Annotated in this window: 14 protein-coding genes and 1 pseudogene; 4 read left to right on the top strand and 11 right to left on the bottom strand. The window is 63.3% G+C overall.

The genetic code is table 11. The annotated features are described in order from the left end of the window. Both AWT75_RS04770 and AWT75_RS04765 read right to left on the bottom strand, forming a co-directional pair. Positions 1–1,276, bottom strand: a pseudogene (locus tag AWT75_RS04770) (FAD-dependent oxidoreductase); the annotation flags it as partial. Continuing rightward, the gene (locus AWT75_RS04765) at positions 1,273–1,920 is read right to left on the bottom strand and encodes a 4Fe-4S dicluster domain-containing protein (RefSeq protein ID WP_062787781.1); all 648 of its coding nucleotides are present in this window, start codon (positions 1,918–1,920) and stop codon (positions 1,273–1,275) included. The gene AWT75_RS04765 and the pseudogene AWT75_RS04770, both read right to left, overlap by 4 nt. A gap of 439 nt (positions 1,921–2,359) precedes the next feature. On the opposite strand from AWT75_RS04765, the gene AWT75_RS04760 reads away from it, so the two are divergent. Then, entirely contained in the window at positions 2,360–3,289 is a 930-nt protein-coding gene (locus AWT75_RS04760) for an AEC family transporter (protein ID WP_204376878.1), read from the top strand. A gap of 113 nt (positions 3,290–3,402) precedes the next feature. Here the strand turns inward: AWT75_RS04760 and AWT75_RS04755 are convergent, their stop codons facing one another. Both AWT75_RS04755 and AWT75_RS04750 read right to left on the bottom strand, forming a co-directional pair. Continuing rightward, positions 3,403–3,591, bottom strand: a complete 189-nt coding sequence (locus tag AWT75_RS04755; protein WP_045844855.1) for a hypothetical protein — start codon at positions 3,589–3,591, stop codon at positions 3,403–3,405. 151 nt (positions 3,592–3,742) lie between these two features. Further along, on the bottom strand, positions 3,743–4,450 hold the full coding sequence (locus AWT75_RS04750; RefSeq protein WP_239689467.1) for a GntR family transcriptional regulator: 708 nt from the start codon (positions 4,448–4,450) through the stop codon (positions 3,743–3,745). A gap of 156 nt (positions 4,451–4,606) precedes the next feature. On the opposite strand from AWT75_RS04750, the gene AWT75_RS04745 reads away from it, so the two are divergent. The 3 genes from AWT75_RS04745 to AWT75_RS04735 are packed head-to-tail and all read left to right on the top strand — an operon-like array spanning position 4,607 to position 7,738. Further along, positions 4,607–5,347 (top strand): SDR family NAD(P)-dependent oxidoreductase, encoded by a 741-nt coding sequence (locus AWT75_RS04745; protein ID WP_062787777.1) that lies wholly within the window; start codon positions 4,607–4,609, stop codon positions 5,345–5,347. Continuing rightward, positions 5,340–6,410, top strand: a complete 1,071-nt coding sequence (locus AWT75_RS04740) for a phosphotransferase (protein ID WP_062787774.1) — start codon at positions 5,340–5,342, stop codon at positions 6,408–6,410. Before AWT75_RS04745 ends, AWT75_RS04740 begins: the two co-directional genes overlap by 8 nt. Continuing rightward, positions 6,407–7,738, top strand: coding sequence for an aspartate aminotransferase family protein (locus AWT75_RS04735; protein ID WP_082695955.1), 1,332 nt, complete (start codon positions 6,407–6,409; stop codon positions 7,736–7,738). Before AWT75_RS04740 ends, AWT75_RS04735 begins: the two co-directional genes overlap by 4 nt. Positions 7,739–7,747: 9 nt before the next feature. Here AWT75_RS04735 and mdcH read toward each other — a convergent pair whose 3' ends face one another. From mdcH to AWT75_RS04700, 7 genes are all read right to left on the bottom strand, one after another. Beyond that, a complete protein-coding gene (gene mdcH, locus AWT75_RS04730) occupies positions 7,748–8,686 on the bottom strand; it encodes a malonate decarboxylase subunit epsilon (RefSeq protein ID WP_062787772.1) in 939 nt (312 codons plus the stop codon). After that, positions 8,683–9,348, bottom strand: a complete 666-nt coding sequence (locus AWT75_RS04725) for a malonate decarboxylase holo-ACP synthase (protein ID WP_062787770.1) — start codon at positions 9,346–9,348, stop codon at positions 8,683–8,685. Before AWT75_RS04725 ends, mdcH begins: the two co-directional genes overlap by 4 nt. Before the next feature lie 83 nt (positions 9,349–9,431). Continuing rightward, positions 9,432–10,193, bottom strand: coding sequence for a malonate transporter subunit MadM (madM, locus tag AWT75_RS04720; RefSeq protein WP_239689466.1), 762 nt, complete (start codon positions 10,191–10,193; stop codon positions 9,432–9,434). After that, positions 10,151–10,609 carry a malonate transporter subunit MadL gene (madL, locus tag AWT75_RS04715; protein WP_239689465.1) on the bottom strand — a complete coding sequence of 153 codons (459 nt, stop codon included), beginning with the start codon at positions 10,607–10,609 and terminating at the stop codon, positions 10,151–10,153. Before madL ends, madM begins: the two co-directional genes overlap by 43 nt. 78 nt (positions 10,610–10,687) lie before the next feature. Then, positions 10,688–11,515, bottom strand: a complete 828-nt coding sequence (gene mdcE / locus AWT75_RS04710; protein WP_062787766.1) for a biotin-independent malonate decarboxylase subunit gamma — start codon at positions 11,513–11,515, stop codon at positions 10,688–10,690. Further along, entirely contained in the window at positions 11,512–12,105 is a 594-nt protein-coding gene (locus AWT75_RS04705; protein ID WP_239689464.1) for a biotin-independent malonate decarboxylase subunit beta, read from the bottom strand. The genes mdcE and AWT75_RS04705 overlap by 4 nt, the downstream gene beginning before the upstream one ends. Positions 12,106–12,370: 265 nt before the next feature. Next, on the bottom strand, positions 12,371–12,667 hold the full coding sequence (locus tag AWT75_RS04700) for a malonate decarboxylase subunit delta (RefSeq protein WP_062787764.1): 297 nt from the start codon (positions 12,665–12,667) through the stop codon (positions 12,371–12,373). Positions 12,668–12,678 lie beyond the last annotated feature (11 nt).

Here is a 12,678-nt window from a genome sequence, read left to right as displayed (position 1 = left end):
TAGTGGCAGGGTGGGGTAGATCAGCATGGGCTCGCGGCGGGTCTATGCCGCATTTGTCGGCCAGGTGCTGCAAGGCAGGCAGGCGCTGTGCCAGTTCCGGCCCCAGTGTGCGGGTGTCCAGAAACACGCCGATCTGGCCATTGCGTTCGATGCCGCGCCCGGCGGCGCATTCGCGCAGGATGGCGGCGCTTACCACATCGCGCGGGGCCAGTTCTTCGACAAAACGCTCACCCAGACCGTTGACCAGCAAGGCCCCGCCGGAGCGGGTAGCTTCGGAAATCAGCCCGCCACGCAGTCGTGCCGGCCAGGCCACGCCGGTGGGGTGGTACTGGAAGGCATCCATGTCACGCAAGCCGGCACCCAGCCGGTAGGCCAAAACCAGCCCGTCGGCGGTGGCGCCGTAGTGGTTGGAGGTGGGAAAGCCTTGCAGGTGCAGCCGGCCGCAACCACCGGTGGCCAGAATGGTTTGCCGGGCGGATACCACCATGAAGCGCTGGTATTCCAGGTCGTACAGCACGGCCCCGGCGCAGCTGCCGTCCTCGTGTGACAGCAGTTCCACCACCGGGCAGCGGTTGAGCAGGGTGATGGCCGGGTCCAGTTCCACGGTTTCGCGCAGCACGCGCATCATCTCCAGCCCGGTGTAATCGCGGTAGCACAGGATGCGCGGCTGACTGCAGCCACCGGCTTGCTTATAACGCAACTTGCCACCGTCGCTGAGCGGGTCTTCCAGATCAAAATGCATGCCCAGCTCAATCAGCCAGCGGATGACGCCGGGTGCATCGCTGGCCATTTGTGCCAGCAATTGCGGATTGGCACATTTGTGGCCGCCACGCATGGCGTCGTCAAAGTGTTGTTGCGGGCTGTCGCTGGCCGCCAGTGCGGCCTGGATGCCGCCTTCGGCCATGACGGTATTGCTGTCGCCCAGTCGCAGCTTGCTGGCCAGCATCACTTGCGCGCCGCTGCGGGCGGCGGTCAGCGCGGCGGCCGCACCGGCACCGCCGCCGCCAATCACCAGTACATCGGTGCTGCGCTGTTCGGCACCGGCCAGGTCAAAGCCGTCGATCAGCGCATTGCTTTGCAGCAAGGCGGCCAGTTGCGGGTGGCAGGGTTGGCCGCGGCTGGGGCCGATTTGCAGCAAGGTGCTGGCATTGCTGTCGCTGTCCGGGTGGTATTGGGCCAGCAACGCGCTGCGCGACAGGTCGGCCGGGCGCAGCGGTGGCTGGGCATGGGCGGTCAGATTGGCCAGGGCTTGGGCATAGGGAATCGCGTTGTTCATGCTTCGCTCCTGGGGGTGTCGCTGCGGGTGTTGATGGCCAGCTCGCCACGGGCTTGTTGTTCCAGGCGGCGAAGCAGATCGCCCGGGCGCAGGTTCTGGATGGCCTGGGCACGGCGCAGGTAAAGGCCGACATGATTGGGCCGGATGTTTTCCGGGCAGGCCAGCGTACACAGATTGCACATGATGCAGGCGTCAAACAGCGCAGCGGCGGCTTGCAACTGGCCGCTGGCCGCCAGTGCCATACCTTGCTGAACCGGTATATGCCGTGGGCAGGCGCGGTCGCAGCCGCTGCAATGGCGGCAGTGGACGAGCTCCGGAAAGGTTTGCTGCAGCTGGGGCAGGGCCTGCCAGCCATCACGCAAATCATGCGGGCGGTAGTGGTGGACGTGGTCGGGCAGGTAGTAGTCGATAAAGCTGACCTGCATGCCGTCCTCTACCGTGGTTTCACAGGCCAGACGGGTTTCGGCGGAGCGCTCACCGGCCTTGCGGACCAGGCAGCGGCAAGAGCCGCACACGCCCTGGCCCATGCAGCCGATATTGGCGGTGAGTGGCGAATCGCCTTCCAGGCGGGTGTGCAGGATGGAGTTGCCGGGTGTGGCATCCACCACCTTGCCATCAATGCTGATGCGGATGGTTTCACTCATGGGATTGTCCTCAAGCTTGGGTTGCGGCCAGTGGCGGCATGTGCTGCTGCCTCTGGTCGGGCCGTTGCTTGCGCTACTGCAAGGAGCGTGCCACGCAGTGAAAATGCTTCAAGGTGTTGAATAGAAAGAAAAAACCATGAGTCGATTGTTGCCGTGTGGAGCAAGATCAACGGAAAACCGTGCTTCTGCCGGACTGCGGTTTACGGAAAACCTTACGCGTGGTAGTGATTTGCGGGATTTGGCTGGCAGAAAGGCAAAGTGCGGATTTCCGTACTTTTAAAACAGTGGATTCGCGGCTGGCCGTACTTTCAGTGTTTTGCCAATGGCATTATTCATTCAAATCAATGACATGCGGCGACTGTTGCGTGGCACGGGGCTTGCTCTGCGGTGGGTGGGAGACACACTACAGAAATCAAGGAGCAAGACCATGTGGGGAACCATGAGTACAGCACTGCTACCGGTGGTGCTATTGATGCTGCTGGGCTGGTTTGGCGGCCAGCGCGGCTATTTCCGCCAGGCGGATGTGGGGGTGATGGCAACGCTGGTAATGCGTTATGCCTTGCCCTGTTCATTGTTTATCGGCGCGTTGAAGACGCCGCCGGAGCGCATCCAGAACCTGCCTTTCATCCTGTGCATGACTTTCGGCTTTGTCGGCACCTATGTACTGGCCTTGCTGGCCGGGCGTTATTACTACCGGCAGGGGCTGAAAACCAGCGCCATCCAGGCCCTGGTATGTACTTTTCCGGACATGGCCTATTTTGGCGCGCCCATCCTGCAGCAGGTGTGCGGGCCGCAGGGTTTCATTGCCGTGCTGATTGGCAACCTGATCACCAGCTTTGTCATCCTGCCGCTTACCATCGTGCTGTGCCGCTGCGGTGAAATGGCGGATGCGGGGGACGATGACGGCATGGTGGCCATGCTCAAGCAAAGCCTGGTCAAGACGCTGTCCAACCAGATTGTCTGGCTGCCTATCCTGGGGGTGATCCTCAGCTTCAACCACCTGCACCTGCCCGCTGCGGTACAGGAAAGCGTGGACATGCTGGCCAAGGCGGCCGGAGGGGTGTCGCTGTTGGCGCTGGGTCTGATGTTCTGCGGTGAAAAACCCAGCTTCAACGGCCATGTGGTGGGCAATGTGGCGATGAAGAACTTCCTGCAACCGGCCCTGATGTTGCTGGGCATCTTCCTGTTTGGCGTGGATGCCGAGTTTGCCAGGCAGGCGCTGATTGTCGGGGCGGTACCCACCGCCATTGCAGCCTCGATGTTTGCCGTACGCAACCAGACCTATGCGCTACATGCCTCGCATTCTGTACTGGTAGGCACGGTGATCGGGGTGTTTGGTGAAGCGGCGCTGATTTACTTCATGGTGTGATGGCAACTGCAGTTCAGGCTGGCGTCGCCAGTCTGGCTGGCAGCGACAAGGCCCGGCATTGCCGGGCCTTGTTGCGTTCAAGGGCCAGGGACGGTGAAGCGGGATGGCAAGACTCAGTGTTGCGCGGACAGCTTGATGAACAACAGCCGCACCAGCAGGTAGGCAAGGGCATTGCCCAGCGTCATCAGCAGCAGCACGCCGGGCAGGGGTAGTGCGTTGGTGAGGTCCGGCAACGGGGTGCTGCCCAGATGACGGGCCAGCAGGGAAGAAAAGCTCAGGGTAAGCAAGAGTTTGACAGGCATGGCAGCGGCTTTCCGGCATTCAGATGGGGCTGCTGCTTGCAAAAGCCGTGCCTGCTGCGTGCAAAATCAAGATATTGATAATAAAGGAAAATTAAACAGCCATCGCTGGGGGCGGACGGGTTTCCGCGCAACCGCGTTCGGAAAACCGCGCTCATTGCTGCGCGCGGGCCTGCAAATGCAGCAGGATGCTGTGCCCGCCGTGCAGGATGTCATCACCTATGGCAGCGGCGGCGGCAGGGCCATCGCCAGTGCGGATGGCCGCCAGTACCGGGTAGTGGTAGTCAATCATGTCGCTGCCGCCTTGTTGATATACGGCGGCAATCAGCGGCCCCATCTGCAACCAGATGCGGTACAGGATGCCTTGCAGGAAGGGCAGCCCGGCGATGTCCACCAGGGCAAAGTGAAACTGCTGGTTCAGCTCGCAGCCCAGCATCGTGTCCTGTGCCGTCATGGCCAGTGCGTTGCGGCTGACAATGTCTTCCAGCCGGGCAATGGCACTGGCGTCTGCCTTCTGCGCAGCGGTTTCCGCTGCCAGCCCCTCCAGCCGGATACGGATGGCGCGGATTTCCAGATAGCGCTCCACCGTCATGTAGGGCACACGAATGTCACGCGGGGACTGCATGGTCAGCGCCTGCTCCTGCACCAGACGCAGGATGGCATCACGCACCGGGGTGACGCTGGTACCCAGTTGCTCGGCCAGCTCACGTATTTTCAGTCGGGCACCGGGTTGCAGCCGGCCCTGGATCAGCGCCTTGCACAGCAGTTGGTAGACCGTGCTGCCCAGATTGTCGTGCTCCAGTGTGTCCAGTTGATAGTCCATGCGTGGCGGGCCGGTGGGTGGTGGTGATGGATGCGTCATGTTACCACTGCTGCTTGTCAGAATGAAATACAGCAAATATGATGCATCATAATTTGTGAGCGTGATGTCGGACTTGTCGCCGCTCTCCGGTGCCGACACGCTGTTCCTATCGTGCGCAGTCTGGCTGTGCATCAGCCCTTACCAGCAGGAGATTCCATGTCCGGACCCATCCGTTACATGCTGTTGACCGGTGCCAGTCGTGGCATTGGCCATGCCACGGTCAAGCTGTTCCAGGAGCATGACTGGCAGATTTTCACCGTGTCGCGCCAGCCTTTTTCCGAAGCCTGCCTGTGGCCGTCAGCGCGGCAGAGCCATGTACAGGCTGACTTGTCCGACCTCTCATGCCTGGATGACTTGATTGCCGAGGTGAAAAGCCGGTTGCCAAATGGCGAACTGCACGCACTGGTAAACAATGCCGGCATTTCGCCCAAGGGCCCGCAGGGCGAGCGGCTGGGCATTCTGGCCAGCGATATCGACGTCTGGAGCCGGGTGCTGAATGTCAATCTGGTGTCCACTGCCTTGCTGGCTCGCGGGTTGTTTGACGAACTGAAAAAGGGGCAGGGCTCCATTGTCAATGTCACTTCCATTGCCGGGTCGCGCGTGCACCCGTTCGCCGGGGTGGCTTATGCCGCTTCCAAGGCCGGGCTGGCGGCGCTGACGCGCGAGCTGGCGCACGAGTTCGGTCCGTACGGCATCCGCGCCAATGCCATTGCGCCGGGTGAAATCGACACGGCCATCCTGTCGCCGGACACCGCCCGCATTGTGGAGCGCGATGTGCCGATGCACCGTCTGGGTACGCCGCATGAAGTGGCCGAAGCCATTTACTTTCTCTGCTCCGGCCACTCTTCCTATATCAATGGTTCGGAAATCCACATCAACGGGGGGCAGCATGTCTGAAGCCGTGTCCGAGGGCGTGATCGACCAGCTGTTTTCCACTGCCGCCGCGCCGGTTGACTGCAAGGAAGCTGTCGCACTGCTGTGGCAGCACTATGGCTTGCGTGGGGTTGCCAGCCCGCTCAATAGCGAGCGCGATGCCAATTTCCATATCCGGGCGGAGGATGGCCGCGAGTTTGTCCTCAAGCTCACTCATCCGGCGGAAAACCGTGCTGTCACCGACTTTCAAAGCCGGGCGCTGCTGCATGCACGGGCTGCGGACCCAGGCCTGCCCATTCCGCAGCTGATACCCAGGCTGGATGGCCAGCCTTATGCTGCGGTGAGCATGGCTGATGGCAGCCAGCGCGTGTTGCGCCTGCTGAGCTATCTGTCCGGTCAGCCTTTGCATCAGGTCAGCCGTTCGCCCGCCCAGCGCGCCCACCTGGGGCAAACGCTGGGGCGGCTGGATAATGCCTTGCGCGACTATGAGCATCCGGCGGCGCACCATCCGCTGCTGTGGGACATCCAGCATGCCGAGCGGCTGCAAGCGCTGCTGGCCGAAACCCCGGACAGCCCGCAAAAGGCAGTGCTGAGCGACTGGCTGGCCCACTTCATGCAGCAGGTGCAGCCACGGCTGGACGGCTTGCGCCATCAGGTGATTCATAACGACCTGAACCCCTACAATGTGCTGGTGGACCCGCAGGATCACATCACCACGGTCGGGTTGATCGATTTTGGCGACATGGTGCAAGCACCGCTGATCAACGAACTGGCGGTCGCCTGTTCCTACCAGCTATCGGAGCATGACAACCCGCTGGATAGCGCGGGCGAGCTGGTGGCGGGCTACCATGCCGTCTGCCCCCTGCTGGATGCGGAAATCGACCTGCTGTACGAGCTCATCCTCACCCGCCTGTGCATGACCGTCACCATCACCGGCTGGCGTGCAGCCCGCTATCCGGAAAACCGCACTTACATCCTGCGCAACCACGCGCTCAGCTGGGACGGCATGCAAAGGTTGTGGCTGCTGGGACGCGACTTTGCCAGCGATTACCTCTACCGGCTGTGCCGCACGAAAGGACAAGCATGAACCCGCCCGATCAACGCATGGTAAACGCCTTCGACCCGGCCACGGCAGGCGGTCTGCCAGCGCGCGAGCAGGCGCTGATCCGTCGTCGCCAGCAGGCGCTGGGCCAGGCTTACCGCCTGTTCTACCAGCAGCCTTTGCATGTGGTGCGCGCCGAAGGCGTGTGGTTGTACGACCCGGACGGCCAGCCCTATCTGGACGTGTATAACAATGTGGCTTCGGTGGGCCATTGCCACCCGCATGTGGTGGACGCCATTGCCCGCCAGGCCGCCGTGCTCAATACCCATACCCGCTACCTGAACGACGGCATTGTCGATTACGCCGAGCGCCTGCTCTCCACACTGGCCATGCCCGGCTATCAGGCCATGTTTACCTGCACCGGCAGCGAGGCCAACGATTTGGCCCTGCGGCTGGCGGGCAGCTTCACCGGCGGGCAGGGGGTGATTGTCACCGCGCATGCCTATCACGGCGTCACCAGCAGTATTGCCGCCTGTTCGCCAGCGTTTGGTGATGGCGTGCCGCTGGGGCCTAAGGTGCGTACCGTGCCGCCGCCGGATGCCTATCGCGGCAATGCGCAGGAGGTGGCAGCACGCTTTACCCGTGATGTGCAGGCCGCCATTGCCGACTTGCAACGCCATGGCATCCGCCCGGCAGCACTGCTGGTGGACACGCTGTTTACCAGTGATGGCGTGTTTGCCGAGCCAGCCGGATTTTTGCAAGGCGCGGTGGATGCCATCCACGCTGCTGGCGGCCTGTTCATCGCCGACGAGGTGCAGGCCGGTTTCGCCCGCAGTGGCAGCCATTTCTGGGGTTTTCAGCGCCATGGCGTGGTGCCGGACATCATCACCATGGGCAAGCCGATGGGTAATGGCCACCCGCTGGCCGGGCTGATGGCGCGCGCCGACATCATCGACTGCTTTGGCGCTCAGGTACGTTACTTCAACACCTTTGGCGGTAATCCGGTATCGGTGGCTGCCGGCATGGCAGTGCTGGATGTGATTGAGCGCGAAGGCTTGCAACAGAATGCCCGCGACACCGGTGCCTACCTCAAGGCCGGTTTCGAGGCGCTGGCAGGCAAGCACGCGCTGATTGGCGATGTGCGCGGTACCGGCTTCTTTATCGGTGTGGAAATGGTGAGTGACCGGGACAGCAAGACCCCGGCAAGTGCGCAGACCACGCGCATCGTCAATGCGCTGCGTGAGCGGCGCATCCTGATCAGCGCCACCGGCCCGGCTGGCAATATCCTGAAAGTGCGGCCGCAGCTGCCGTTTGGCCGCAACCATACCGACATGCTGCTGGGCGCGCTGGATGAGGTGCTGGCCGGGCTGTAACTACACAAATCAGTACTGATTGTCCTGTTGCATGCGCCGGGCGGTGTATTGCAGGCTGTCCAGCCTGTCCTGTGCCACGGTCATCACCACGCCCTGGGCGAACACCGGTTTGAGCAGGCGGCTGAGTGTGGTGCCGGGCAGCATTTCCACCGCCAGCCGTGCGCCGCGCTCCCAGGCCAGCCTGGCGCTGTCATGCCAATAAACCAGGCGGGCCATATTATTAGCCAGGTCGTCGCGGATCTGCTCCGTCTGGCGCAATACCCGTGCGGCATTGGCGCTCAGGTATTGGCAAGCCGGGGCATGTAGCGGCGTGTCACGCATTGCCTGCGCGAGGGTTTGCGCGGCTTGCTCCAGCAGGTGGCAGTGCGAGGGCACGCTGATGGCTAGTCGCCGGCAGCGGGCGGCACCCGCCTGCAAGGCGGCCTGCGCAATGGCTTGCAGCGCGGTATCTGCGCCCGCCACCACCAGTTGCTGCTCGGCATTGATATTGGCCAGATACACCTGTTTTCCCTCAACCTGTGCTTGGTTCAGCAGCGTTTGCAGCTGCGGCAATGCCAGCCCGGTAATCGCGCACATGCCATAGCCGTGCGGATAGGCCTGTTCCATCAGCTGGCCGCGCAATTGAACCAGTTGCACCGCATGGTGGAAATCCAGTACGCCAGCGATGACGGCAGCCGGGAAGGCACCAATGGACAAGCCAGCCACCATTTGCGGCTGGATGCCTTCCGCTTGCAGCAGGCGGGCGGACGCCACCCCGGCAATCAGCAGGCATAGCTGCACCGCCACCGTGGATTGCAGCGCTGTGGCGGAATCCAGCAGCAGTGGCGAGCGGCCCAGTACGGCTTCAGCCTCGGCCAGTACCGCCTGGCAGGCGGCATGTTGCGGTAGCTGGTGCAGCATGCCGGGGCTTTGGCTGCCCTGGCCGGGAAACACGAATAACACGCTCATGTGTATTGCTCCACCTGACTTTGCCTGCTGGCAGTCCATGCTGATGGTGGCTGATCCAGCAGCAGTGGCCCGCTACCGGTTTTGAGCAATACCCGGCCACCACGCAGGTATTCGGCCAGCGCCATCCCTCCCGCTGGGGTTTGCAGCTGGATATCCACTCGACAAGGCAAGTCCGCCAGCGCCGCAGCCAGGGTTTGCAATTGAGAGTCGTCCGGTGGCTGCGGGCAGCGCAGCAGCAGGTCCAGATCGCTACTGTTACTGAGGACGGGTTGGCCAGTGGCCAGTTCGAAACCGGCACTGCCGGTAATGCCCCAGGCAAGGCCGCTGGCTTGCAGGGCAGCGTGTGACTGCTGCAGGGCCTGCAGGGCGGGCAGGGCAGCAAGGCGCGGATGTTGCCGCCAATATTGCTGTGCCGCCAACTGCTCCGGGCTTAGCCGACGGCAAACATGCTGGCTGTCGGCCCACAGCGCGCAACGCTGGGTGCGCAGCGGGCCGCGTATTCCAATTGCAATCAGGCCGGGCCTGGCACTGGCGCGGCGCACCACCACCGGCAGGCCGGGGAGCCAGTGCTGTAGCAACCAGTCCGGCAGCTCGCTCTCTGCCACCAGCGCCGCAGCGCTGTCTAGCCACAGTAAATCGTGTGGCAAACAAGCACCTGTCATTGCTCACTCCTGAAAAAAGACGGCAGCGACCAGCGCTGCCGCGACAAATCTTTACTTCGGCTGAAGTAAAGAGGAGGTTGCTGTCAGGCCATGATGGCCTTGGTGGCGAGAAAGAGTGCCGATGGCCCCAGCAGGCAGCCAAGGCCGGTATGGAAGGTGGCCACCAGCGCGCCATAGGGCACCAGCCTGCGGTCGGTTGCTGCAAGGCCTGCCGATACGCCGCTGACCGTACCGGCCAGCCCGCCGAACACCATGGCCGAGCGCGGATTGTTCAGGCCGAGGAAACCTGCGGCAAACGGGGTGCCCACCATCACCATGATGGCCTTGAGCAGCCCGGTGGCAATGCTGAGCGCCATCACGTCCGAGCTGGCACCCAGTGCCGCCCCGGTGACCGGGCCGACAATATAGGTAATGGCACCGGCACCGATGGTGGTCATGCTGACCACGTCACGATAGCCAAAGGCATGGGCAATGCTGGCCCCGACGACAAAGGGCAGCACCGTCCCCAGCAGTAGCGAGCAGGCACCGATCAACCCCGCCTTGCGCGCTTCGGTCACCTGTACTTCAAAAGCGGTGGCCACGATGGCGAAGTCGCGCAGCATGGCACCGCCCATCAGCCCGATGCCGGAAAACAGCGAAATGTCCGCCAGCCCGCTTTGCTTGCCGGTGAGTACGCCGCCGTAATAGGCCAGCCCCAGGCCGATCAGGATGGCGATGGCCGAGCCGTGCACCCGGCCCAGCGTCAAGCGGCGTGACAGCCGGGCGGACAGCCAGGTGATGATGCCCACCAGCAGGAAGGCCGTTACCAGCCCGTTATGTGCCAATACTTTTTCCAGCATTTGCATGATGTTGCTCCTGTGTCAGGCCAGTGGGTCTTGCGGGGTTTCTGCTTCCGGCTGCCATGCGTGCTGGCTGCTGCCGCGATTGAGCAGGGCGATGACAGTGCCACATACCAGCACCGCACCCAGTGCGCCCAGCACGGCAACCGGGCCGCCACGCAAGGCGCGACCACGTTCTGGGTGGCCGCCATCGCCACCACCACCGGAATGTACATGGCACCCCAGAAGGCGACGCCCTGTTCGGTTTCCGCTGGCAACCAGCCGCGCTTGTGCAGGTAGAGCCGGGCGAAAATCAGCAACAGCATGGCAATGCCCACGCCGCCGACATTCGACTTGACGCCGATCAGGCTGCCCAGCAGGTCGCCCAGAAACAGGCCCAGCAAGTGGCAGGCTGCCAGCAAGGCAGTTCCGTAGATGATCATGGTGTGTCTCTCCTTTGTATTGTCCTGTTGTTTTCACCTGTTACTGCAGTCATGCCCATGCACCGTGATTGTTACCGTTTACCCTCCGTTCTGTGTCCATTGTTGTTGCAATAGCGCGCGTACCTGGCGTGTGGCCTGGCGGTGTTCGCCGTGCAGGCGCTGGCGCAGGTCGGGTTGCGGGTCGGTCAGGATGTCGTGCAAGGCCTCGGTCAGCGCGGTACGCACCAGCTGTACATCGGCCGGGGTGGGCTGGTCTGGCTGCCCGGCTTTCAGCAAGCGCCACAACAGGCCCAGGCTGGCGTAGCTGGCGATGTCATAGGCCATGGGAGCGATGCTGGCGGCCAGCTTTTCCAGTTCTTCCACCGTGCGCAGGGTGATGCGGGCGGCGGCCTGTTTGCCCATGGCGTGCACCATCACTCCGGCATCGTCCAGTGCCAGCAGGCGGTTGGCCTGATAGCCATGCGCCAGAAACGCCCCGGACATGGCCTTGCCGACGATCAGGCCGATCACCGGATGACCGGCCAGCCGGGCGCGGGCATAGGCAGCGGCGGCAGCGGCCAGCGCCTGATGGATGCCGTAGGCTTCCTCGCGTCGGCCATAAGCCTGGCTGGGGACATCGATAATGGCGACGATGGCGCGCTTGTGCTCTTGCTGCTGGTCGGCATCCACCACGGCGTCGATGGTGGCGGCCAGCGCCCAGCCTTCCAGCAGGCCGACTTCACCGTGGCGGGCGCGTTCAAACGGGTTGTGCGGGTCGGCCACCACGGCCACATAGCGTGCGGGCTGCCCGGCAAGTTCGCCATCCGCCACCAGCAGGGATGGCGGCAAGCCCTGTAGCAGGGGGATCTGCCCGCACAGGGCATGGAACCAGTCGCGGCCGCGCTGGCTGATGGTGGACTGGCTCATGGTTTTGCTCCTGACTGGAAAAGTTGACGGGCCGTGGCGGCATCGGCCTGGACGCTGCTGTCCATGGCCTGCAGCCGCTGCAGGTAATGCTGGCTGCGCCGATGGCGCGGCGTGGCGGGCAGGCCGCTGGCAATGAAGTGCAGCAGTTGCTGGCGGATCAGCGTGCTGTCGTCTTCCAGCAGGGCGTCGGCCAGTCCGCAGGCATGGCGCTGTTCGCCGCCGGTCAGGCTCCAGATGAAAGGCCGGTTGCGCGAGTCGTATTCCGCCACACCGGCTTCCTGTTCGATCACCTGCGGGCCGTTCAGCCCCAGCCTGGCTTCGCGGGTGACAATCAGGTAACTGCACATGCCGGCGGCAATCGACATGCCGCCAAAGCAACCCACGGTGCCGGCAATGATGCCGACCACCGGCTGATAGCGGCTGAGGTCGGCAATGGCGGCATGGATTTCGGCAATGGCGGCCAGGCCCAGGTTGGCTTCCTGCAGACGCACGCCGCCGGTTTCAAACAGGATGACGGCGCGGGTGGGGATGCCCTGGCGGTTATCGGCTGCCGCCAGTTCCAGCGCGCAGGCCAGCTTGGCGCCGCCCACTTCGCCCAGGCTACCGCCCTGAACCCGCCTTCGATGGCGGCAATCACAGCGGGCTGGCCATCCAGCAGGCCCTTGCAGATCACCACGCCGTCATCGGCCTGCGCCACGATGCCCTGGGCAGCGAGCCAGGGTGAGTACTGCCGGTCGAAGGGGCCGGCCAGCTCGCGGCTGCTGCCTGGGTCCAGCAGGCTGTGGGCGCGTTCGCGGGCACTCAGCTCGATAAAACTGTGGCCTTGCAGCAGACGGGCGATATCTTGTTGATGACTCATGCGGACAGTTCCTCCAGTGCCTGGGCCAGCCGCAGGCTGATCACGCCCGGCGTGGCAGCAAAATCATTGATTTCCATCTGCATGGCGGCAGCCTTGCCGTCGGCAAACAGGCGATCGAGCTGGGCGCGCCAGCGGTTGGCGCTGCCATCGGCAGAGCTGTGTATCACGATGTGGCAGCGCCCTGCGGCAGCCGGCGTGATCAGCACCTCCAGATCGCCGGAGGCCACCACGCCCACCAGCACGCGCTGTGTGGCCGGGGCCCCGGCCGGGTATTCCAGATGCAGTTTTTCCATGATTCCTCCTT

It is taken from the genome of Aquitalea pelogenes (assembly GCF_001515305.1).
Classification (GTDB): domain Bacteria; phylum Pseudomonadota; class Gammaproteobacteria; order Burkholderiales; family Chromobacteriaceae; genus Aquitalea; species Aquitalea pelogenes.
The sequence above is the reverse complement of the archived record's forward strand: the minus strand, read 5'-3'. Positions and strand labels throughout refer to the sequence as shown.

Coding starts and splice junctions, on each gene's coding strand:
- AWT75_RS04765 (WP_062787781.1), bottom strand. CDS start 1,920: ATGAGTGAAACCATCCGCATCAGCATTGATGGCAAGGTGGTGGATGCC.
- AWT75_RS04760 (WP_204376878.1), top strand. CDS start 2,360: ATGAGTACAGCACTGCTACCGGTGGTGCTATTGATGCTGCTGGGCTGG.
- AWT75_RS04755 (WP_045844855.1), bottom strand. CDS start 3,591: ATGCCTGTCAAACTCTTGCTTACCCTGAGCTTTTCTTCCCTGCTGGCC.
- AWT75_RS04750 (WP_239689467.1), bottom strand. CDS start 4,450: ATGACGCATCCATCACCACCACCCACCGGCCCGCCACGCATGGACTAT.
- AWT75_RS04745 (WP_062787777.1), top strand. CDS start 4,607: ATGTCCGGACCCATCCGTTACATGCTGTTGACCGGTGCCAGTCGTGGC.
- AWT75_RS04740 (WP_062787774.1), top strand. CDS start 5,340: ATGTCTGAAGCCGTGTCCGAGGGCGTGATCGACCAGCTGTTTTCCACT.
- AWT75_RS04735 (WP_082695955.1), top strand. CDS start 6,407: ATGAACCCGCCCGATCAACGCATGGTAAACGCCTTCGACCCGGCCACG.
- mdcH (WP_062787772.1), bottom strand. CDS start 8,686: ATGAGCGTGTTATTCGTGTTTCCCGGCCAGGGCAGCCAAAGCCCCGGC.
- AWT75_RS04725 (WP_062787770.1), bottom strand. CDS start 9,348: ATGACAGGTGCTTGTTTGCCACACGATTTACTGTGGCTAGACAGCGCT.
- madM (WP_239689466.1), bottom strand. CDS start 10,193: ATGCAAATGCTGGAAAAAGTATTGGCACATAACGGGCTGGTAACGGCC.
- madL (WP_239689465.1), bottom strand. CDS start 10,609: ATGATCATCTACGGAACTGCCTTGCTGGCAGCCTGCCACTTGCTGGGC.
- mdcE (WP_062787766.1), bottom strand. CDS start 11,515: ATGAGCCAGTCCACCATCAGCCAGCGCGGCCGCGACTGGTTCCATGCC.
- AWT75_RS04700 (WP_062787764.1), bottom strand. CDS start 12,667: ATGGAAAAACTGCATCTGGAATACCCGGCCGGGGCCCCGGCCACACAG.